At 69.7% G+C, this 20815-nt stretch carries 17 protein-coding genes and 1 tRNA gene; 10 read left to right on the forward strand and 8 right to left on the reverse strand.

Going from position 1 to position 20815, the window contains the following annotated elements; translation table 11 throughout:
- Positions 1-3 precede the first annotated feature (3 nt).
- Positions 4-1614: a dynamin family protein gene (locus ACIP84_RS20085; RefSeq protein WP_355967144.1), complete on the reverse strand. Its 1611-nt coding sequence runs from the start codon at positions 1612-1614 to the stop codon at positions 4-6.
- A 302-nt stretch (positions 1615-1916) separates the two neighbouring features.
- Here ACIP84_RS20085 and ACIP84_RS20090 point away from each other — a divergent pair.
- Positions 1917-1989, forward strand: a tRNA-Arg gene (locus ACIP84_RS20090).
- 167 nt (positions 1990-2156) lie between these two features.
- On the opposite strand, the gene ACIP84_RS20095 is transcribed toward ACIP84_RS20090, so the two are convergent.
- From ACIP84_RS20095 to ACIP84_RS20110, 4 genes are all read right to left on the reverse strand, one after another.
- Positions 2157-2399 carry a hypothetical protein gene (locus ACIP84_RS20095; protein ID WP_401799415.1) on the reverse strand — a complete coding sequence of 81 codons (243 nt, stop codon included), beginning with the start codon at positions 2397-2399 and terminating at the stop codon, positions 2157-2159.
- The gene (locus ACIP84_RS20100; RefSeq protein ID WP_401799076.1) at positions 2330-2728 is read right to left on the reverse strand and encodes a helix-turn-helix domain-containing protein; all 399 of its coding nucleotides are present in this window, start codon (positions 2726-2728) and stop codon (positions 2330-2332) included. Before ACIP84_RS20100 ends, ACIP84_RS20095 begins: the two co-directional genes overlap by 70 nt.
- Before the next feature lie 329 nt (positions 2729-3057).
- On the reverse strand, positions 3058-4713 hold the full coding sequence (locus ACIP84_RS20105; RefSeq protein WP_401799078.1) for a tetratricopeptide repeat protein: 1656 nt from the start codon (positions 4711-4713) through the stop codon (positions 3058-3060).
- A gap of 683 nt (positions 4714-5396) precedes the next feature.
- The gene (locus tag ACIP84_RS20110; RefSeq protein ID WP_401799080.1) at positions 5397-5831 is read right to left on the reverse strand and encodes a hypothetical protein; all 435 of its coding nucleotides are present in this window, start codon (positions 5829-5831) and stop codon (positions 5397-5399) included.
- Between the two features lie 794 nt (positions 5832-6625).
- Here ACIP84_RS20110 and ACIP84_RS20115 point away from each other — a divergent pair.
- From ACIP84_RS20115 to ACIP84_RS20125, 3 genes are all read left to right on the forward strand, one after another.
- The gene (locus ACIP84_RS20115; protein WP_401799082.1) at positions 6626-8473 is read left to right on the forward strand and encodes a TerD family protein; all 1848 of its coding nucleotides are present in this window, start codon (positions 6626-6628) and stop codon (positions 8471-8473) included.
- 368 nt (positions 8474-8841) lie between these two features.
- Entirely contained in the window at positions 8842-9093 is a 252-nt protein-coding gene (locus ACIP84_RS20120; protein WP_401799084.1) for a hypothetical protein, read from the forward strand.
- 294 nt (positions 9094-9387) lie between these two features.
- Positions 9388-10227, forward strand: coding sequence for a hypothetical protein (locus ACIP84_RS20125; protein WP_401799086.1), 840 nt, complete (start codon positions 9388-9390; stop codon positions 10225-10227).
- A 410-nt stretch (positions 10228-10637) separates the two neighbouring features.
- On the opposite strand, the gene ACIP84_RS20130 is transcribed toward ACIP84_RS20125, so the two are convergent.
- On the reverse strand, positions 10638-13574 hold the full coding sequence (locus ACIP84_RS20130) for a BTAD domain-containing putative transcriptional regulator (RefSeq protein WP_401799088.1): 2937 nt from the start codon (positions 13572-13574) through the stop codon (positions 10638-10640).
- A 186-nt stretch (positions 13575-13760) separates the two neighbouring features.
- Here ACIP84_RS20130 and ACIP84_RS20135 point away from each other — a divergent pair, with 186 nt between their 5' ends.
- The 3 genes from ACIP84_RS20135 to ACIP84_RS20145 are packed head-to-tail and all read left to right on the forward strand — an operon-like array spanning position 13761 to position 16140.
- Positions 13761-14750 (forward strand): GNAT family N-acetyltransferase, encoded by a 990-nt coding sequence (locus ACIP84_RS20135; RefSeq protein WP_401799090.1) that lies wholly within the window; start codon positions 13761-13763, stop codon positions 14748-14750.
- A gap of 38 nt (positions 14751-14788) precedes the next feature.
- The gene (locus tag ACIP84_RS20140) at positions 14789-15361 is read left to right on the forward strand and encodes a dihydrofolate reductase family protein (RefSeq protein WP_355967157.1); all 573 of its coding nucleotides are present in this window, start codon (positions 14789-14791) and stop codon (positions 15359-15361) included.
- Complete coding sequence (locus ACIP84_RS20145) at positions 15358-16140, forward strand: VOC family protein (RefSeq protein ID WP_401799092.1); 783 nt, start codon at positions 15358-15360, stop codon at positions 16138-16140. The genes ACIP84_RS20140 and ACIP84_RS20145 overlap by 4 nt, the downstream gene beginning before the upstream one ends.
- 72 nt (positions 16141-16212) lie before the next feature.
- On the opposite strand, the gene ACIP84_RS20150 is transcribed toward ACIP84_RS20145, so the two are convergent.
- Positions 16213-16344: a hypothetical protein gene (locus ACIP84_RS20150; RefSeq protein WP_401799093.1), complete on the reverse strand. Its 132-nt coding sequence runs from the start codon at positions 16342-16344 to the stop codon at positions 16213-16215.
- A 191-nt stretch (positions 16345-16535) separates the two neighbouring features.
- Here ACIP84_RS20150 and ACIP84_RS20155 point away from each other — a divergent pair, with 191 nt between their 5' ends.
- The 3 genes from ACIP84_RS20155 to ACIP84_RS20165 all read left to right on the forward strand — a co-directional run bounded on the left by ACIP84_RS20155 (position 16536) and on the right by ACIP84_RS20165 (position 19406).
- Positions 16536-17147, forward strand: coding sequence for a hypothetical protein (locus ACIP84_RS20155; RefSeq protein ID WP_401799095.1), 612 nt, complete (start codon positions 16536-16538; stop codon positions 17145-17147).
- Positions 17148-17280: 133 nt separating this feature from the next.
- Entirely contained in the window at positions 17281-18531 is a 1251-nt protein-coding gene (locus ACIP84_RS20160; RefSeq protein WP_401799097.1) for an MFS transporter, read from the forward strand.
- 80 nt (positions 18532-18611) lie between these two features.
- Positions 18612-19406, forward strand: a complete 795-nt coding sequence (locus tag ACIP84_RS20165; protein WP_401799395.1) for a class E sortase — start codon at positions 18612-18614, stop codon at positions 19404-19406.
- Between the two features lie 33 nt (positions 19407-19439).
- Here the strand turns inward: ACIP84_RS20165 and ACIP84_RS20170 are convergent, their stop codons facing one another.
- Complete coding sequence (locus ACIP84_RS20170; protein WP_401799099.1) at positions 19440-20777, reverse strand: esterase-like activity of phytase family protein; 1338 nt, start codon at positions 20775-20777, stop codon at positions 19440-19442.
- Positions 20778-20815 lie beyond the last annotated feature (38 nt).

Raw genomic sequence — 20815 nt, forward strand, 5'->3', positions numbered from 1 at the left:
ACGTCACTTCTCCTTCTGCAGTACGGAGAGCGCGGCGATCAGCTCCGCCTGCGGCTCGGGGGTCACGTCGAGCGCCGCGAGGGGCGCGAGGCGCCGGTCGCGTTCGGCGTGCAGGACACGGTCGACGTACGAGAGGACGAGTTCGCCGCCCTTGTCGCGCAGGCGCAGGGCGGCCTGGGCGCCGAGGAGTTCGGCGAGGCGTTCGCCCGCGGCCCGGGTGCGGCGGCCGCCGAGGAGGGAGGCGGCGAGGAGGGCGGCGACGGTGTCGGCCTCGGGGGCGGCCGTACGGGGGGCGGAGGGGCGCTCGACGGTGCGCACCTCTTCCTCGGCGACCTCCTCCAGGACGCGGCGCCAGCGCCGTACCTCCACACCGATCCGCTCGGCCGTGTCGCGGTCGCAGCCGGTCCGGGCGGGGCCGAGGGCGTCGGCGGCGGGTTCGCGGCGCCAGGCGTCGCGGACGCGTTCCTCGGCGGCGGAGACGGCGCAGTGGAGGAGGGCGGCGAGGGACTCGGTGAGGGCGTCGAGGAGCTCGTCGGCGGTGCTGTCGCGGGGGTAGGCGCGCCAGCGGGTGCGGGCGTCGCCGGCGAGGACGGCGCCGCGGCCGAGCTGTTCGCGCACCCGCTTGGCCTGTTCGCCGTAGGCGGCTTCGACGGCGCCGCCGAGGCGGACGGAGGCGGCGTACTGCGCGGCGACGGCGCCGGCCAGCCCGGGGAGGCGGGCGTCGAGGGAGTCGATGACGCCGGTGGCGGTCCGGTCGGCGGCCTGCTGGCGGGCGGCGGGGTCCTGGGCGCGGTGGGCGAGCCAGCCGCGCAGGGCGGCGACGGCGGAGTCGGGGAGGAGGCCGCTGCCGCCGTCGGCGGACTCGGGGAGCTCGGGGATGGTGAAGCGGGGCACGTCGCCGAGACCGGCCTTGTCGAGGAGGGCCTCGTACTGGCGGGAGACCTCGCCGATGACCTGGTGGGGGACGCGGTCGAGGACGGTGACGAGCGTGGCGTCGTACTCCTTGGCGGTACGGAGGAGGTGCCAGGGCACCGCGTCGGCGTACCGCGAGGCGGTGGTGACCATCACCCAGATGTCGGCGGCGCAGATCAACTCGGCGGCGAGGAGCCGGTTCTCGACGACGAGGGAGTCGATGTCGGGCGCGTCGAGGAGGGCGAGGCCGCGGGGCATGGAGGCGGCGGTCTCGACGCGGAGCGCGTTCTCCTCGGGGGGCGGGGCGTCGTCGGCGTGGTCGTCGTCGACCTGCGGCAGCCAGACGCGGGTGAGCTGCGGGAGGACCCGCATCCCGGCGAACCAGTGGTGGTCCTCGGGGTGGCAGACGAGCACGGGGGTGCGGGTGGTGGGCCGGAGCACACCGGACTCGCTGACGCGCCGCCCGACAAGGGAGTTGACGAGCGTGGACTTGCCGGCCCCGGTGGACCCGCCGACGACGGCGAGCAGCGGGGCGTCGGGATCTTTGAGCCGGGGCACCAGATAGTCGTCGAGCTGAGCGAGCAGCTCGGCCCGGGTCTGCCGGGCGCGTGGTGTGTCGGGGAGGGGGAGGGGAAGGCGCACGGCGGCGACACGGTCGCGCAGGGCGGAGAGTGCGTCGATCAGCTGAGGCCGTTCGTCCAAGGTCACCACATGCGAAGAATGCCCAATTTATGAGTGTTTTTGAAGCCTATTGCGGCCCTGCGCGCCGAAGTGAGGGGTGGTGACCGGAACCTCAGGCATAACGAGTGCACAACACCCGCCCCGAGTGGCGCGAAAAGCGCTGCGCGAATCGCACCTGCCTGCGATTATCGTTCCGCTTCACCGAACCTCCACATCGTGCCACGCAGGTGAAGCAACCGGGCCAAGGCGATCGGAGCCCTATCCTTGTCCCGGCAGGCCACACCCCACCCACAAGGGGCTCCTGGCCACACGGCCACCACCCGGCCCCCGTAGCTCAGTGGATAGAGCAGGTGCCTTCTAAGCACTTGGCCGCAGGTTCGAGTCCTGCCGGGGGCGCACAGCGAGGCCCCTCCTTCGGGAGGGGCCTTTTTCCTGGTCAGAGCAGGTTTCCGGAGAGTTGGGCGGAGCCGGATACGCCCCTTGGCGGGCAGCGGACGTGTCCGGCTGGCTCCGGCTCATCCCGCGTTTCTGCGGGTGGCCTCGGTGAATACGCGGTGGAGTTTTCAGACTCTCGCCGTGGCGGGGTCGGGCAGCTCCCCCGCTCCCTCGATCCGCTGCTTCAGGTCGTCGAGCTGGCCGTCGATGCACCGTGCGTAGGTGGCGAGGAGGACGGGGACGCTGTTGCCCGCCCACTCGGCCACGGTCGCGGGCGGTACGCCGGCGTTGAGCCAGTTCGTCAGGCAGGTGTGCCGGAGGTCGTACACGCGGCGGCCAAGCGGGGTCCCGAATTCGTACGAGGTGAGCACTGAGCATCCACCTCCGGCCCGAACAGCAGTCGGGAGAGCCGCCGCGGACTCATGAGCGCGTCACGCACCGCCGGCACGTCGTCTTGCTGCTTCTCGTCCTCTACGAGGATGGACTGCCCCAGCAGATCCCCGAGCGGAACCCGCAGGATGCGCGCCAGCTCCGCGAGCATGTCGACCCGGGGCGGCTTGCGACGACCGGACTCGGCCTTCGCCAGCCAGTCGGTGCTACGGCCGACCAACCCGGCCAGGACCTCTTGCGTGTAGCCGCGGCGCTTCCGGTAGCACGCGATTCGTTCGCCGATGCTGAGGTGATCTCCAAGACCACGCATGGGGTGTTGCCTCCCGCTGCTGAGTAGGGGCGTCTCTCACGGTACCGACGCAGACACGGATGGGTAGGTGACCACCCACGACGACGGAAAGCATGGGTGGTAGGGCAGGCGAAAGCCCGGACAGAATGCCCGGGCTTTCGGGAGCAGCAATCCGGGATGGCGCCCCAGTTGACCCGCTGACGCATGGCTTAGCAAAAAGGCGCCCGCGGTACCTCATAGAGGGTGCGACGCTGGGCGCCTACAACGCGGTAGGACTCCGGCCGTGAGCTTTGATAAAGTGCTCGTCCGACAAGCAGTCGAGCACTTGGCGCAGCGCGGTGCGGCCGATCTCAAATTCGGCGCTCCGGCAGGAGTTTGTCGCCTGGACTATCACAGCTCTCGGCCTTCGCGCGAGACTCTTCTGCTGCTTCTCGATCACCACCACGGGCATAGGCCATAGAAGACATTTCCCACACCTCTCGGATCTGAGACTGCTCGGCTCCCGATGCACCTAGAGTGACGGCCAACTCCGCCCAAGCCTCACCACTTAGGAACCAGTCCTGAACCTCAGCAAAAATCGCAGCAGCCCGCCTGCCTGCGATGGCAGCTTCCTCAAATCGACGCAATTCCCGAAGGGTGGTACCGAGATTGTTCCAGGCAGCGGCTTCGTTATGGACATCTTGGGACCGCTGGTGCAACTCAAGGGCCGTCTGGTGAGCCTGCAGGGCTTCATCGAAGCGGCGCAGTTCCTTAAGCGCGAGACCGAGATTATGCAAGGCACCGGCCTCATCTCGTTGGTCGCCAGCCTGCCGGTGAAGACGAAGGGCCGTTTGATGGGCATGGAAGGCTTGATCGAAGCGACCTAGTTCCTTGAGAGCGAGACCAAGACTGTTCCAGGCCATACCTTCACCGTTGATATTGCCAGACTGCCGAAACAGACGGAGGGCAGTTTGATGTGCATCAAGGGCTTCATCTGGGCGGCGCAACTTTTGAAGCGTAATACCAAGATTATTCCAGATGGCACCTTCATGCCTGGCAATCCCAAATTTCTTAAATAGGCGCAGGGCGGTTTCGTGAGCTTGAAGGGATTCATCAAATCGACGCAATTCACCAAGGGCGTGACCGAGGTTGCTCCAAGCGTTAACTTGACCTACAGAATCTTTGAGAGCAAGGCAAGCGTCAAGGGCGAGGGAGCTGACAGCGAGCAGGTCTTTGAGGTGCCGTCGCCAGCGCAAGTGGTAGTGCATAGCAACGCTCAGGTCGCGGCTTGCTTCAAGGCTGATGTGGGCGGCGGAAACCAGGTTCTCACGTTCAGCGTCGAACCAATCTGCCGCCTTTTCGAAGTCTGCGAACCGCGAGGAGGGAGGCCTGCCAAAAACGAAATGGCTATCCGCGGCTCGGGCATGCTCTACGTAGTATTCGACTAGCCGATTCCGTGCCTGCTCATAGCGGCGGCGCGGAGAGCGCCCGCTATTCGTAATCAATTCAGCTTGCTCGAGGGCATAGGCTCGCAGGAGGTCGTGCATTTGCCACCGGTTGCGGTTGGCGGGATTTCGTTCAATTAGATGACTGGCGGCTAGCCTCCCTAGAAGTCGTTCAGTAACCGACTGGGACTCGTCGACCAGCACCATGGCTGCGGCAGTTGCGATATCAGGGCCCGGATTAAGTGACAACAGGCGGAAAAGGTCTTGCTCTTGTGGAGAGAGGCGCTCTAGAGACTGAGCAAAAGTAGTGCGCAGGCTCCGTTCGCCGTCGTCCAGACCGTTGAGGGCAGCCTCAGGCTGAGAAAGCGCCTCAGCCCGCTCTGACAGTGGCTGACTGGGATCCTGAGCCAAAAGCGCTGCAGTGATCTGTAGAGCCAGCGGCAAATATCCACAAGACAAAGCTACTCGCTCAGCCGCTTCCGGCTCCTGCTCTATCCTCTCATCGGCAGGGTCATTGGTTTTCAGCGCCGAATCCAGCAGGGCAACGGCATCCTCTGGCTGGAGTTGATGAATGATCCGCATGCGGCCTAGCCCTGTGAGCCGATGTCGCGAAGTGATAAGCATCCCATGATGCCCTGGCGGCAGCAACGGCTGCACCTGAGTAACGGCGGACGCATTGTCAGCCACAACCAGCAAACGCTCGCCTGCCTCTTGCCGCGCATTCAACTGCGACCGATACAAGGCTTCCCGCCCTATCCCGGGCGGCGGAAGATGCTCAAGCTGCACTCCGAGCGATCGCAGGAGTGCTTCGAGAGCGTCATCCGCTTGGGTTGGGCTTGGGTCATATCCACGTAGATCGACCAGCAGAACGCCAGTGTACCAACCTTGCTTCTGCACCCTGTGTCCAGCCGCATAGGCCAGAGTAGTCTTTCCGACCCCGCCCCACCCTGATAGGACGATTACCGCGGGCCCGCTAGCGCGATCGGGATCCATTACGCCCATAACGAAATCAAGATCGTCATCACGACCAGTGAATCCTGGCGGCAACTGCGGCAATGCGTCCAGTGCAGTGGGAACCGGCGCGTATTGCTGAACATAGGTATTCGTAGTTTGCGTCCCACTACCGAGCACCTGACTACGCTCGAACGACGCCCCCGCGAAGTTACCCCCGGTCCGCTGCCCTTGCCTCGGGGACCTGTCTTTCGCCCCGCCGCTCTTGCGCTTCCCGGACTTCTTCTTTGCCCCCACGCCTTCCGCCCGCCTCGCTACCGATTGATCGTGTTGTTCTGCGTGCCGCTGCCGAGAACTTGACTGTCGGTGAAGGTCGCGTTACTGAAGTCGTTGTGTGTGCTCTGTGCCGGCGCCTGGGATCGCGCCTGCTCAATCAAAGCTTGCAGCTCAGCGACCACTTGCTGTTGCTCCCCCTCAGGAAGTTGCTCCAGGAGCATCTCCAGACGGGTCTGCCAGCGCGTCACCAGAACCGTCTGCACCCGCTCCGACCCAGTGCCGTCGCCTGCCGACTCCAACTCGGCCCGCGTCTGATCCAGCCGCTCCAACTCCGCCTGCTCACGACCCGTGTCGCCGCGACCGAGGATGCGTGCCACACCGCTACGCATCCCGGCCCAGGCATCGGTCGCCGCCGCCTGCACGATCGCCCCGCCACCAGCCGCAGCCACTGCAATCAGACCCTCGACCAACACGACGACACCTCCACAGAGCAATGGACAAGAAGCCCAGCGTAGGACGAGACTCCCCGCTCGATCAGCCGAACTACCAACCTCCCTCTCCGGCACTTCAGGTCCAGACGGACGCGCATCAGTCGCACGCTCCTGCTCCAGGTGCCGGGGGACGGAAGCAACAATCTGCGGGCCCTGGTCTCTCTCAATCACGGTCAGGGCGCCGTCGTTCGTGAGGGCCACCAACCCGCCGCTGGGGGTGGCCTCGCTCTACGTCTGCAGGCTGAGTCGCGACCTGAGACGCGATGAGTCGCAATGTTTGTCTCGCGTGCACCCCCTCCTGACCTGCGCTGAGACGCGATGAGTCGCTTGAGTCGCGATATTTCAGAAACTAGATGGAACATGCTCTACCAAGCACCCGGAGTCAGGCCCTCCGGATGATGCGCGGGGAAGGCTCTGCGAGTGCGCATCGGAGGGCATCGAAGTGGCTGGTCAGGGTCCTAGGGGCGCTGCTGCGGCCAAGTCCCTTCTAAGCACTTGGCCGCAGGTTCGAGTCCTGCCGGGGGCGCTCCGCGTAAGACCCTCCTTCGGGAGGGTCTTTTTGCTGGTCAAAGGTTGTTCTCCGTCGGTGGCGGGGGCGGCAGGCAGGCGGCCTCGGATGGCTCGTTCTGTCCGGCTGGAACCGGCCAGAAGCAACCTTCGGCGGGCCGTCCGGCCCGAAAACGGCCGAAGTTTCGGGGCGGTCTCTCGGCGGGGCCGAGGGGACAAATCGGCATTCGGGTTGAAGCTGCGATCGCGCCCGGATCATCCTTACCGTCATGTCTCTCGCCGCCGCACTCGACGTGTCACACCTGGCCGACTACGCGTACGACTGGGCTCTGGTCGACGTAGAGACATCCGGCCTGATCGCCCGGCGTGACCGGATCCTCTCGATCGCGGTGCTGACCTTCGGGCCGGACGGGACCCAGACCGACGAGTACTCCACCCTGCTGAACCCCGGCTGCGATCCAGGCCCCGTGCACATCCACGGCCTGACCGCGGAGCGGCTGAGCGGCGCCCCGACCTTCGGGCACGTGGCCGGACGGATCGGGGCGCTCCTGCAGGACCGCGTCATGGTGGCCCACAACGCACAGTTCGACTACGACTTCCTGGCCCATGAGTTCGCCCGCGCCCGGCTCTATCTCCCCGTCACCCAGCGCCTGTGCACCCTTGCGTTGAATCGGCGTGTGGAGCCGCCCTCCGCCGACCTCAGCCTGGCGTCGCTGGCCGCTCACTACGGCGTGCCGCAGACCCTCGCCCATGACGCGCTGGACGATACGCGCGTCCTCGCGGGAATCTTCCGGTCTTCCCTCTCCGAAGCCGCGCGGCTGGACGTCCCGCTGCCGCTGGTGCCCTGCCCTCCTCGGCAGGATCCGCAGTTCGCACCGAATCCACCGAAGGCCCCGTGCGCCTACCGGAACCCGGGCCGCCTGACACCCGGCGGTCCGCTCGTCCAAGGCATGAAGATCGCCATCACGGGCGAGACAGCGACCTCCCGGTCCGAACTGGTGGCCCGGTCCGTCGCCGTCGGCCTGAACATCATGTCGTCGGTCAGCCGGCACACCAGCGCTCTCGTCACCAACGACGCGGCCTCGGGCTCTGCGAAGGCACGGCGCGCGATCGCCGAAGGCGTCACGGTCATCGACGAGCACGAGTTCCTCAAGCTGTTGGGAGAGGTGAGTCCCGGAACGCCGCACGAGAGCCAGACGCAGAAGAAGACCCCGGAAGCGACTTCCCCGGCCGCTCCGCCTACGACGCCGACGCCGTCCCCCGCTGCGGCCGCAGCCGTCGCGGACGTGCCGGCGCCCAGGCGACCCGAGCCCGCGCATTCCGCCAAGCCGTTCGGCCGTCGGCGGATCCTGATTCTGGGCGGCACCCACGAGGAGGCATCCGCTGCCCGGGCCAGGGTCGTCGAGCTGGGCGGGGCCGCCGCGATCAACCTCTCGGCGAGCGTCACCGACGTCGTCCTCTTCCCCGGGGGAGAACTCGACCGCCGCATGACCCGCATCACCGCGTTGGAGCTTCCGGTCCACGCGCACGGATGGCTCGGATCCCCCACCTCCGAGTCGGCCGACGTCCCCGCCCAGGACCATGAGATGACCGAGGTCCTGCCGCGCGGCGGGGTCATCGATCTCCCCACACGTGCCACCGCCGGCCAGTGGCACGTGAGTGCCTCCTGGGCGCAGCAGACGAACTGCGAGATCGACGTCGTCGCCTTCGTCCTCGACGAGGACGAGCAGGTCTCCTGCGACGGGGACTTCGTCTTCTACAGCGCGTCGGAGAGCCCTGACGGAGCCATTCGTCTCCTCTGCGACGGCCCGACCGAGCAGACCATCGCCGTCGACCTCGCGGCACTGCCTCCTGCCGCCCACAGGATCGCGATCGCCGCCGCCATCGACGGTGCCGCCACCTTCGGGGACGTCGGAGCTGTCCAGATGACCCTCGCACCGGGCGTCGACGCTCCGGCCACGGCCCAGGCCACTTTGGACGCCGCCACCAGCGAACGCACCCTGCTCCTCGCCGAGATCTACCGCCGGGGCCCGCGGTGGCGCTTCCGCGCCGTCGGCCAGGGCTACGACCATGGCCTGGAGACCCTCGTACGTGGATACGGCGTCGACCTGGAGTAACCCTCGTCGCCTGCCAGATGGCGAAGGTTCCCCAGCCCCTCGGGGCCGAGAGCGAGGGCTCGTGGTTGCCCTGCCCGTACAGGGCTCCTCCCCGAGGTCGGGGTTCTGGGCAGTCGTTCCAGTGAGTACGGCCGCATCCGCGTGCCCGGGGACGCGACGATCTGCGGAACACGGATCGTGGTCTGCGTGAGCAGGTACGGCTCCCTCGCCGACGTCTGCGCCGACAATCCGGGCGCTTTCCTCGGCACGGACGAAGCCCGTGAGAAGGACGCGCTGGATGCCGCCGACCTCGCCACAGTGGAACAGGTGCTCCTCCGCTGTCCCTGCGGATCAACCCACCACCTCGGTCCACCGGCTACGGTGCCGCCATGCTCTTTGGACCGGACGCCGAGATACACAGCCGAGAACAACTGGTCGTCTTCCTCCAGGACCTGCATCAGGAGTTCCACGCCGGCGGTCACGAGTGGGAGAACAACACCTTGGAGGCTTTCCTGGAGGCGCTCGCCGCCTGGGTGGACGATTCTCCAGGCGCATACCGGAACGCCGCCGAGACGGTCCCTTCCGGTGGGAACTGGACCTTCCTGGCCCGTGCTCTCCGCGCGGCCACGAACTACGAGTAACGCAAGGACGGCGCCAGACGCCAGGAAAGTGTCATGCCGTACGACAGGACAGGGGTCCCGTTGAAGTGCACCTTGGTTCCCGCGTTCTCCTGACGGACACCCCCTGTCGACGGCCACCCGTCGAGCACAGCGGGCTACACACAGGGACCGCGCTCGCAGGTCACCGGGAGCCCCCGTCGCACGGCTCTGGGCAGACCTGTGCCAGACGCGCCCTGCGAGATACCCTTTCTACATGACCGAAATGAGCAATGAAGTCCATTTGGCGGTCGCATCTCGTTCGAGCAGGACATCAATGTGGCCCAGGGCGCACAGGTAATCGCCATCATTCAGGCCCCCGCGGGTCTGATCCATGCCACTCCCGGCCCCGAGCCGCCCGGTTCGCCCCCCGAGCTCGCCCTGACGAGGGAAGAGGGCGTCCGAGAGCTGCCTTCCCGTGGCCGGTCGGCGCGGCAGTCACTGCCGGAGAGTCCTCGTCGCGCGCTCGACGCCTCTGGTGCCAAGACCGTCCCGGAGAAGATCACCGCCTTCGCCGCCTACCTGACACTGGTGGAGGGCCGTGAGACATTCGGCCACCAGGATCTTCGAAGACTCTTCGAGCGGGCGCGTGAGCGCATCCCCACGCACTTCTCGCGGGAGTTCGACAAGGCCGTGCGGGCCGGCTGGATCCACGAGGGAACGGAGAGGGGCTCCTACTACCTCTCGGACTCCCTGCTGGATCTCCTCGAAGACGGCTACGAGAGCCACCGGAGCAAACGCACCCGTACGTCTTCGGCATCCACGACCACCGCCCGCGCGAACGCACGGCGGAAACCACGCGCACTCACCGTCCCCGACGACTTCTCCGAGATCGACCACATCCCGGCGTCCATCGACGGCGTGCCGCCCTACCAGCAGGTCAAGCTCAAGCGCGACCGGCTCCTCTGGGCGATCAGGCTGGCGAAGGAACTGGGTGTACCGGCGTTGAAGTCCAACGACGTCACCTGGCTGACCGACAAGCTCGGCGACGCCATCCTCTCCCGTGACATCTCGGCTCACTTCAGGGGCCTGCATCGCGACGGCCTCGCCAATCGATCAGTGATCGACAACGCCATGCGGATCACGGAGAAGGGTGAGGAGTACCTCGCCGCCCTCTGACCCGCGTATTCAGCAGACCGGCCTCGGCGGGCATCCGCGCCAGCCGTTCGACCGCCTGGGCCGATCCCATCCAGCCACCCGCGAAGCGGCGGCCGTCGAAGGTGCTCAGGGCGATCCCTTCGTGTCCCGATGACACCCGGCGCCGCGCGCGTACGAGGGCGACTGCCCGTCGGGCCGCAGCGCCATCGAGCACGAACGACTCTGGCCGAGGTCCGGCGACATGCGCGCGCAGCTGGTCGATCTGCGGGGCCCACTGGCCGGAGCAGCATGTGAGGTGGCCGGCCTGTGTGGAATCGACCTGCGGGATCGCCGGAGCCGGAAGACGCCTGATCCCTTCCGCCCGGCGTTCCCGGCGTTCCCGGTGTTCCCGGCGTTCCCGGCGTTCCCGGCGTTCCCGGTGCTCCCCGTGTTCAGGACGGCTGGTGGGCAGTGGAGGTTTCCGGGGATGTGGGGTCCGTCGCTGTCGGCGGCAGCTCGGTGAGGAAGGTGCGGATCTCCTCGGCCTCGGGGACCGCGAGGGCCGTGTAGAGGTCGAGGGCCTGTCGGGCGTGGTCGTGGGCGAGGGGGACGCGGCCGAGGTCGCGGTGGACATGCGCGAGGCCGTTGTGGGCGCGTGCCTGTTCGGGGAGGTAGCTGCACTCCCGGGCGAGGGTCAGCGCGGAGTCGAACTCGGTCGCCGCCCGGTCGAGGTCGCCCAGGGACCGGGAGGCTTCCGCGAGGGCGTTGAGGGACTCGGCCTCGTCCCCGGGGAAGTCGAACCGGCGGCTCAGGTCGAGGGCTTCGTCGTGATGACGCCGGGCCTCGTCGTAGCGGCCCTGCTGTTGGTACAGCAGTCCGATGTTGTTCAACACGACGGTCTCGCCGATGCGGGATCCCGTCTCGCGGTACACGTGCAGCGCTTGTCGGTGGTGCTCGTGGGCGTCCTCGTGGCGTCCTTGGCGTTCGTGGACGATGCCGAGGTCGGTCAGGCATCTCGCTTCGCCACCACGGTCGCCGAGCTCCTGGAAGAGCGCGAGGGCCCGCACGCAGTGGTCGTGGGCCCGGTCGTATGCGCGCCGCCGCGTGAAGACGGTGCCGAGGGCGGCCAGTGCGCTGGCCATCGCGCCCTGGTCGCCGGTCTCGCGCGCGAGGTCCAGGGCGTTCCGGAAGTGCTCGGCCGCTTGCTCGAAGGCGCCATGCCACCAGAAGTACACCTGGCCGCGGTCGATGAGCGTGCGTGTCTCGGCCGCCGTGTCGCCGCTCAGGCGGGCGGCTCGCAGTGCCAGGCCGTTGAGGGCCAGCGCGTCGGCCTGGTGGCCGTGGCCCAGCAGGTATCGGTGCAGGGTGGCGGCCAGTCGGCTGGTGTGGGAGTGCCAGTCGTGCTCGGCCGCGTACTGGCCTGTCGCCATGAGGTTCGCGCGTTCGCAGTCCAGCCAGGTGATCGCCTCGGCCTCGTCCCGCGGGGGCCAGGAGGGGGTGTCCGGTGCGGGGATGCGTGGCCTGCGGTTCTTGCCCTCGGGGTAGAGATGGTCGATGGCGATGCTCGCGGTGTGGAGATAGTGGTGGAACAGTCGGCCGAGTGCCTCGCTCTGGGCCTCGGAGGGTTCCTGGGCGGCGGTGGCCAGGGCGTGTTCGCGCAGCAGGTCGTGAAAGGTGTAGCGGCCGAGCTGGTGCTGGGACAGGACGTGGGCGTCCAGGAGGTCTTCGAGGAGTGCCTCGGCCTCGTCGAGCGGGAGGCCGGCCAGCGCGGCGGCCGCCTCGGGCCCGATGTCACGGCCCGGCTGCAGCCCCAGCAGCCGGAACATGCGCTGCTGGTCCGGCGTCAGCTGCTGGTAGGACAGCGTGAACGCCGCCGCCACCCCCCGCTCGGAGGTGGCCAGTTCGGCGAGGCGTCGGCGCTGGTCGCCTAGCCGGTCGGCCAGGTGAGCGACGGTCCAGCGGGGTCGGTGGTGAAGGCGGGCGGCGGCGATGCGGACGGCCAGCGGCAGGAAGCCGCACAGCTGCAGGACGTCGAGGACGGCCAGGGGCTCGGCGGCCGCCCGCTCGCCCACGATCGCCGTGAAGAGTTCGACAGCGTCGGCTGCGGGCAGCACGTCCATGGACAGGGCGTGCGCCCCGTCCAGGTCGGTCAGCCGCCGGCGGCTCGTGATCAGGAGGAGGGCGCGGGAGGAGGCGCCCGGCAGCAAGGGACGTATCTGCTCGGTGCCGAGGGCGTTGTCCAGTACGGCCAGCACCCGGCGGCCGGCGAGCTCGGAGCGCCACAGCGCGGCGCGATCGGCGACCGACGCCGGCATCTGCTGCGCGGGCACACCGAGTTGTCCGAGGAGGACCTCCAGCGCGGCGCCGGAGTCGAGCGGCACCTGACCGGCGGTGTGGGCCTGGAGGTCCACGAAGAGCTGCCCGTCGGGGAACCGGTCGGCGAGTCGGTGCCCCGCGTGGACCGCGAGCGTCGTCTTGCCGACCCCGGCCATCCCGTCGATCGCCGAAATCGTCACGACGGCGCCGCTGTTGCCCGCCCACTGGCGGGTCAGCCCGTCGAGTTCGCCGTCGCGTCCGGTGAAGTCCGGGACGTCGAACGGCAGGAAGTTGCCTCCCCGCGGCTTCTCCTGCGCCGCGGCCGGTGGCGGCCGCAGATCGGGGGCGTCCCGGAGGATGTCCTGTTCCAGCTTGTTGAACGCGTGCCCCGGGTCGAGTCCCTGTTCTTCGGCCAGGTTCGAACGGAAGGTCCTCGCCACGTCCAGCGCGTCGGTCTGGCGTCCGGCACGGTGCAGGGCGAGCATCAGCCGGCAGCACAGCCGCTCCCGCAGGGGGTGGGCCGCCACGTGGACGGACAGCTCGTCGATGAGGTCGTCATGACGGCCCAGGGACAGCTCCAGCTCGGCCAGACGCTCGACCGCCGTGAGACGCTGCCCGTTCAGGCGTCCTCTGGCGCCCTGGACGTAGTGAGCCGTGATGTCGGCCAGCGGCTCTCCCCGCCACAGCGCCAACGCCGTACGTATCCGGTCCACGGTGGCCACCGGGTCCTCCGGGGCGGCCGACGATGTGGCGATCAGGCCGGTGAACTCGTCCAGGTCGAGCTGTCCCGGCTCGGGGGTGATCACGTATCCGGCGGGCCGGGTGACCAGCATCCGGTCGTTTCCCGAAGCCCGGAGCATCCGCCGGATCGCGGCGATCGTGGTCTGGATCTGCGCGCGGGCCGAGTCCGGCGGCAGCGGCCCCCACATCGCGTCGACCAGGCGATCCGTGCTGACCGCCGCCCCGGCGTGCAGCAACAGGTAGGCGAGCACCGCGCGATGGCGAGGTGCCAGGCCGGGCACGTCGGAGCCGGGAACCACGACCTCCACCGGGCCGAGGATCGTGAACCGCATTCCGTCACTCCGGGGTCGCCAGCACGTGCGTAGAAGAAGCATCGGGAATCTATCAAGATCCACCGGCAAGGTACTCGGCATGCCCCTCCACGCCCTCAGTCGCGGAGCCCCGCCGACGAGGGCGCACACGTTCACACCAGCCTGAAGTGCTGCTCGATCACGAAAGTCACCACTTTGCCGACACCCGTGCACGTACACCCGCTCCAGACCGTCTCGCCCTTCGAGGTCGACGCGTGGCATCAGGTCGTCGCCGCCTCGATGGCCCACGACCTGCCGGACGTACCGCCGCCCGGCCCGGAGCAGATCCACGCCCAGCTCACCAAGCCCGCCCTGGGCAGTCGCCGGCTTTCCTGGCTGGCCACCGGTGCCGACGGCACCCCGGTCGGAGTCGCCGGCCTGCGGTTGTTCACCTCCGGAGGACAGGAGCACCTGGCCGAACTGGAACTCCACCTCGACCCCGCCCACCGCCGCCTGGGCATCGGCACCCTCCTGCTGTCGGCGGCGGTGGCGGCCTGCCGCGCCGAGAACCGGCGCAGCCTGATCACCACGGTCGCGGCCGGCGGTCCCGGCGAGGCCTTCAGCGAACGCCACGGCTTCCGGCGGGCGCTCACCCTGGATCACCTCATCCTGCGCCTCGACGAGGCAGACGGGTCCGACGTCCTGCGGACAGCCGATGCCGAGCACCCCGGCTACCGGCTGACCAGCTGGACCGGAACCGTTCCCGACGGCCTCGCCGACGCCTTCGCCGCGGCCAAGAACGCGATGAACGACATGCCCGTAGGAGACCTGGACTACGGCAGCGTGGCGTGGGACGCCGACCGCGTCCGCGCCATGGGCCGCGTGGTCGCCGAGCGTGGGGACACCCTGCTGACCATCGCCGCCGTCCACGACGACGGCACCATGGCCGGCTACACCGAGATCCTTCTCCCTCAGGGCGCGGGTCCGCGCGCCCAGCAGTACGACACGGCGGTCGTGCCGGCACACCGCGGCCACGGTCTCGGGCTGTGGGTCAAGGCCGCCATGGTGCGGCGGCTGCGCGCCGAGCACCCCGACGTCGTCGAGATCGAGACGGACAACGCCGACGACAACAGCCACATGCTGGCCGTCAACCACCGACTGGGGTTCCGCTCCTACCGGCGCACGCACGAGCTTCAGCTCGACGTGCCCGCGTCCTGATCCCCGTACACCCCCTCCACCGAAGAAGCGAGAAGCCCTTGCGCAAGCTGACCTACTACGTCTCCGCCACCCTCGACGGCTTCATCGCCGGGCCCGAGGGCCAGTACGACTTCCTCCCCTTCGAAGGGGAGGAGGCCGCCGCGATCCTGGCGGACTTCCCCGAGACCATGCCCACCCCCGCCCGCGAGCCGTTCGGCGTCGCCGACCGGGCCGCTCAGCGCTTCGACACGGTCATCATGGGCCGCGCGACCTACGACCCGGGCCTCAAGGCCGGGCTCACCAGCCCGTACGCCCACCTGAACCAGTACGTCGTCTCCCGCACGCTCGTCAGCCCGGATCCGGCGGTGACCGTCGTGGACGACCCCGTCACGCTCGTCCGCGAGCTCAAGGAACAGGACGGCATGGACATCTGGCTGTGCGGCGGAGGCAAGCTGGCGGCCGTACTGCGCGACGAGATCGACGAACTGATCATCAAGCGCCAACCCCTTGTCATCGGATCCGGGATCCCCCTGTTCGACGGCCCCTTCGCTCCGACGCGCTTCGCTCCCGTCAGCACGCGGTCCTTCGACTCCGGGTTCGCCATCACCCGCTTCGCGAAGGTGCGGTCATGAACGTCTCCGGCTCCGCCCTCTCCCTGACCGTGGCCGATGTGGACGCCTCCCGCGACTTCCTCTGCACCCACCTCGGTTACGCGGTGACCACGGCCGACGAGGGCTTCGCGGCCCTGACACGCGGGGACGCCGCCGTCGACGTCATCCTGCTCCGCGAAGGCGCGGACATCCTCGCGCCCGAGCAGTGCGCCCAACGGGCGGCCGGCCTGATCCTGGCGCTCACCGTCACCGACCTCGCGGCGGAGGAGGCCCGGCTGCGCGCGGCGGGTGCTCCCCTCACGATGCCGCTGCGCGAGGAGCCGTGGGGCGAACGGCTGCTCCAGATGACCGACCCGAACGGTGTCGTCGTCCAGCTCGTCGAATGGACGGCCGCCGCCGATCCGGCCGACCACGACGAGAGCGCCGCCATGACGGTGATCACCCCCTCATCGGACCACGTCACCGTCTCCCCGAACGCGACCATGGCGGGTCTGGCGGCTCCCAGCCGCGGCAGCACCGCGCTCAGCACGTGGACCGTCACGATGAACGCCGGCGCCACCGGCCCCGCACACTCGATCAGCCGTGAACAGGTCTGGACGGTCACCGCAGGGGCCCTGGAGGTGACCTGCGGTGGCCGGAGCGAGAAGGTCACGGCCGGGCAGACCCTGATCCTGCCGCCGAACCTGGTCCGCCGGATCCACGCCCCGGAACAAGCCGAGGCCCACGTCTCGATGCCCGCCGACGGAGTGGCCTCCGTCCCCGGTACCGACGGCGCCCGTGAACTGCCCTGGGCCCGCTGACCACCACCGCCGCGGTCCGGGGTCGGTGGCCAGTCACAGCAGCCGGCGGTTGTGCCGCCCGGTGACGGAGAGTCAGGCGTGGATCTGCTCGACCGTGGGCCTGGGCTCCTCGGGCAGATCGACGGCGAGCGAGGCCGACACGACCGCGTGCCAGACGGTGGCGTCCTCGGGCGATAACCGGGCGAGGGGAACGGAGTTGATCATGGGTGACTCCTCGGTGAGGATGACTCTGTCGCCTGCGCGGGGGCCGGGAGCGGCTCGGTGGAGCCGCTCCGGTGATCGGCCCAGCCTGTGCCACCGCGTGCGCTCGGGCCATCGTGTTTTTCCACGTCGGTGCCGGTGTCGGTGACGGCGTCGGTGTCGGCGTCTGCGTCGGCGACCGAAGAGGAGGGCCCATGAGTGGTACGGGTGAGGTGCCCGGGCCTCCCGGCTGGCGGGTGTTCGTCGTCGGGGGCGCGTCGGGGATGGGGAAGACCGGTGTCGCGCGGGCACTGGCGCGGCGGTACGACGTGCCCGTCGTGGAGGTCGACGACATCGTGGAGGCGCTGCTCGCGGTGACGCTGCCCGAGCACCTGCCGGAGGTCCACTACTGGCGCACGCACCCGGAGGCCGCCCGTCGGGCGCCCGAGTCGGTGGTCGAGCGGCAGATCGCGATCGCCGAGGCGCTGGTCCCGGCGGTCGAGGCGGTCGTGGCCAACCACGTGGGCACCGACACCCCGGTGGTCCTGGAGGGCGACTACCTCCTGCCCCGCGTGGTGACGCCCGGCGGCCCGGTCCGTGGCGTCTTCCTCCACGAGGACGACGAGGCGCAGGTGACGGCCAACTACCTGCGCCGGGAGCCGGAGGCCGGGCCGCAGCGCCATCGCGCCCGCGTGAGCGTGCTCTACGGCCGATGGCTCGCCGCGCGGGCGCGCAAGGCCGGTGTGCCGGTCGTCGCTCCGCGTCCGTGGGAGGACCTGGCCGATCGCGTCGGGAGGCTGGGGGGCGCCGCCGCGCAGCCCGTCTGACGATGTGGACCGGGTCCGGGCGGCGGGACGGCGGGACGCAGAGGCGGCCTCGACCGGTCCCCCGGGCGCGGACTCCGTACAGCGGCTCCGCGCGGCCGGGGCCGCCTCCGCGGCCGCTGCTAGCCTGCGGCTCATGATCAAGGGCAGCCCGGACGGCCGAATAGCCCGCCTGGCCCGCGTGGCGGGAGCCAGCGGGCCGGAGCGCGTGCTGATCGCCGCCAGCTTCGTCAACAGGGTCGGGAACGGCCTGTTCAACGCGGCGTCGGCACTCTATTTCACCCTGATCGTCGGCCTGCCGGCGGCGCAGGTCGGGGCCGCGCTCACCATCGCCGGACTGATCGGCCTGTTCGCGGGGATCCCCGGGGGCCATCTCGCCGACCGGCGCGGCGCCCGCACGATCATGATGCTGGCCCTCGCGGTCCAGGCGGTGTCGATGTCGGCTCTCGTGCTCGTCGAGAGCTGGACCGCGCTGACCGTCCTCGCGACGGTCGACCAGATCGCCGCGGCGGCCGGCGGGGCGGCCTGGGGCGCTCTGGTGGCCCGGGTCGGGACCGAACGCCCGGCGCTGTTCCGGGCGAAGCTGCGCACCTTCGTCAATCTGGGCGTCATCTTCGGAACCGTGGGTTCGGGGCTGGCGGTGGCGGCGGACACCCGCGGCGCCTACGTCGCGCTGATCCTCGGCAACGCGGCGAGCTTCGCCCTGTGCGCGCTGCTCCTGTTCCTGCTGCCGCACTACCCGGCGCTGCCGGCACCGCCGCGGGAGCGCCGCCGGCCGGCCTTCTCGGACCGCCCGTACCTGACGTTCACCGCCCTGTACGGGGCCATGGGGCTGCAGTACTCGGTGGTGTCCCTGCTCCTGCCGATCTGGATCTCCCAGCACACCGAGGCGCCGCGCTGGACGGTGGCGGCGGTGTTCGCCGTCAACGCGGCCTTCTGCGTCCTCCTGCAGACCAGGATCGGCTCCCGTATCGAAACGCCGTACGACGGCGGCCGGGCGTTCCGCAACGCCGGTCTGCTCTTCCTCGTCAGCTGCCCGATGATGGCGCTGGCGGCGTACACGCCGGTCTGGGCGGCGGCGGGGCTGCTCGTCGCGGCGATCTTCGTCCACAGCCTCGGGGAGATCTGGGAGTCCTCGGCGGGGTTCGCCCTGGGCTTCGGCCTCGCGCCCGACCACGCCCAGGGCCAGTACCAGGGCCTCCTCGGCCTCGGCTTCAGCGCGGGCCAGGCCCTGGCCCCGGCGATCCTGACCACGGTGGTGCTCGGCCTCGGCACGGCGGGGTGGCTGCTCCTCGCGGCGTTCTTCGCGGCCCTGGGGGCAGCCGGGCCCGCGCTGGCCCGTTGGGGAGTCCGAACCCGGCCGCGGCAGGCCGTCGCGCCCGCGTGACCCCTGCCGCCGTGGGTGCCCCCGCCCGGGAGGTGGGTCATTCTTGGGATATGGGTGCCGTACGTGATGGGTCCGGGGTGATGGGGCGGAGTCGTGGCCGAGGGTCGCGCTCGGCTCTGGTCGGCGTGGCCGCCGCCCTCGTCGTGGGCTTCACCGCGTCGGCCGGTTGCGCAGGCAGCGACGGCGCCGGTACCGGTACCGGTGCCGGTGTGACTACCGGTGTCAGTACCGGTGCCACTGGCGATCACCGTGTCAGTACGTCCGTCGGCGCGCCCGGGCCCGTGTCGCTCGCTCCCCCGGTCGCCGCCCCTTCCCCCACGCCTACCCCCACCCTCTCCACATCCCCGGCTCCCTCGCCCCGTGGGCCGGTCGCCGCCGAGATGTCCATACCCTCGATCGGTGTCGAGGACCTCGACGTCCTGCCGTACGAGGGGACGACCGACGACCGCGCGGGCACCCGTATCCAGGACCGTGGCGTCGCCGCGAGCCCCCATGGCGCGCGCGGTGGGGTGGGGCCCGGTGAGGTGGGCAACTACCTGGTGACCGCCCACCGGCTCTCCGCCGGCGGGCCCCTGCGTGACCTGCCCTCCATGGAGGTGGGGGACCAGGTGCACGTCACCGCCGACGGCACCGTCTACACGTACGAGATCGTCGAGACCCGGACCACGTCCTTCCGCTCGGCCCGCTCGCTCGCCGAGCAGCGGGCCGCCGTGCCGGGCGAGCCGGGCGAGAAGCCCACCCGGGCCATGATCACGCTCTCCACCTGCGCGACCCCCGAGGACAACGCCGCGGGCAACTTCTGGCGGGACGCCCAGCACAACCCCGAGCACCGCATCGACAAGGTCGGCGTCCTCACGTCCACGCGGCCCGCCTAGCCTCCCGGCACGTCGGCACGCACAGGCGCCGCCTCAGCGCAGGCGGTGCGGCAGGCGGACGCGGACCAGTGTCGTGTCCACGTCGCTGTCGACCAGGCGCCCGTTCGCGTCGAAGGCCTCCGGGCCGTCCGTCATGCCGAAGTCGTTGTCGTTGAGGAGGACCAGGGTCGAGGAGCCCTCCACCGCGATGCCCTCGATCTTGCCGGGGACGCCCTCGACCGTGGCGAGGTCGACCACCAGGCGCTTCGCCAGGACCGGGGCGTCGGCTGAGGCCTCGTCGTCGAGCTGCTCCAGGGCCGGGCTCGCCGTCGTGTCCCACGGGGAGCCGAGGATGTCGTCGCCGCGGCGGAGCCGTACCTCGTAGACGCGGGAGGCCTTGTCCGTGCGCTCCTGGACCAGCACGCGGTCGCCGCCCAGGGCCACGATCGAGGAGATCTTCAGCTCCGACGTCTTCGTCTGGCCGGGCTCGACGACGCCCACCGGGTCGAAGCGGTACGCGTACTCCGCCGTGACCCGGTTCTTGCGGGTCGAGAAGCGCAGCAGGCGGGTGTTGCGGGAGTCCTCCCCGGCGGCCTTGTCCGGGTTGAGCAGCGGGCTCTGCAGCGCCATCACCAGGTCGCCGTCGGGCAGCAGCGCAAGGCCCTCGAAGCCGCGGTTGATCTTGCGCTTGAGGAGGATCGACGGGAGCGACTCGATCACCGGGTAGTCGGCGCCGGTCAGTCCGAGCCCCTTGGGGACGTGGCGGGCGAGGACCCGGCCCTTGGCGGAGACGTGCACCAGGGACGGGCCGTACTCGTCCACCAGCCAGAAGCTGCCGTCCCGGTCCCTGACGAGCCCCTCGGTGTCGAGGCCGTTCGCGTTGTACGCGAGCGGGGTCGTGGCGTTGTAGTCGTACGGGGCCTCGTCGCGGCCCGGCTGGTTGGGCAGGCCGGTGACGGGCGCGCCGGAGGCGGTGGTGAGCGGGAGGGACTTCAGCACCTGGATCCGGCCACCGGTCGCCCGGACCTTCACGATCGCCGGGTCGAAGCCGGGCACCGGGAAGGTGCGCCGCTTGTCCCTGCCGACCGCTATCTGGCCGTTGGGTCCCCGGTCGGTGACCGTCCAGTACTCGCCGCGCCGCTCGGCCGGGTACAGGTCGCTGCCGATGCCGCCCAGGTCGACGTCCCGGTCGTCGTCGACGCTGCCGGGCAGCAGGCCGTTGCTGAAGGCGGCCAGCGGGATGTCCGGCAGGGTCGAGGTGGAGACGACCCGGGCGGCGGAACCGTGCCGCGCCGGCTCCGCCTCGGCCGTACCCATGACCACCGTCAGCGCGAGCGCGGCGGACAGCGGAAGGACCACGACGGCGGGTCGGCGCATGAGGCGCGGATTCATCTGAACTCCCTCTGAACACATGGAATGTCGCCATGGAG

Source organism: Streptomyces sp. NPDC088707, from assembly GCF_044752725.1.
In the GTDB taxonomy this organism is placed as follows: Bacteria; Actinomycetota; Actinomycetes; order Streptomycetales; family Streptomycetaceae; genus Streptomyces.

Bases quoted from the DNA above. Each gene is read 5' to 3' on its own strand.
- ACIP84_RS20130 (WP_401799088.1), bottom strand. From the start codon at position 13,574: ATGCGGTTCACGATCCTCGGCCCGGTGGAGGTCGTGGTTCCCGGCTCC.
- ACIP84_RS20120 (WP_401799084.1), top strand. From the start codon at position 8,842: ATGCTCTTTGGACCGGACGCCGAGATACACAGCCGAGAACAACTGGTC.
- ACIP84_RS20170 (WP_401799099.1), bottom strand. From the start codon at position 20,777: ATGAATCCGCGCCTCATGCGCCGACCCGCCGTCGTGGTCCTTCCGCTG.
- ACIP84_RS20165 (WP_401799395.1), top strand. From the start codon at position 18,612: ATGGGGCGGAGTCGTGGCCGAGGGTCGCGCTCGGCTCTGGTCGGCGTG.
- ACIP84_RS20100 (WP_401799076.1), bottom strand. From the start codon at position 2,728: ATGCGTGGTCTTGGAGATCACCTCAGCATCGGCGAACGAATCGCGTGC.
- ACIP84_RS20105 (WP_401799078.1), bottom strand. From the start codon at position 4,713: ATGCGGATCATTCATCAACTCCAGCCAGAGGATGCCGTTGCCCTGCTG.
- ACIP84_RS20160 (WP_401799097.1), top strand. From the start codon at position 17,281: ATGATCAAGGGCAGCCCGGACGGCCGAATAGCCCGCCTGGCCCGCGTG.
- ACIP84_RS20145 (WP_401799092.1), top strand. From the start codon at position 15,358: ATGAACGTCTCCGGCTCCGCCCTCTCCCTGACCGTGGCCGATGTGGAC.
- ACIP84_RS20150 (WP_401799093.1), bottom strand. From the start codon at position 16,344: ATGATCAACTCCGTTCCCCTCGCCCGGTTATCGCCCGAGGACGCCACC.
- ACIP84_RS20155 (WP_401799095.1), top strand. From the start codon at position 16,536: ATGAGTGGTACGGGTGAGGTGCCCGGGCCTCCCGGCTGGCGGGTGTTC.
- ACIP84_RS20115 (WP_401799082.1), top strand. From the start codon at position 6,626: ATGTCTCTCGCCGCCGCACTCGACGTGTCACACCTGGCCGACTACGCG.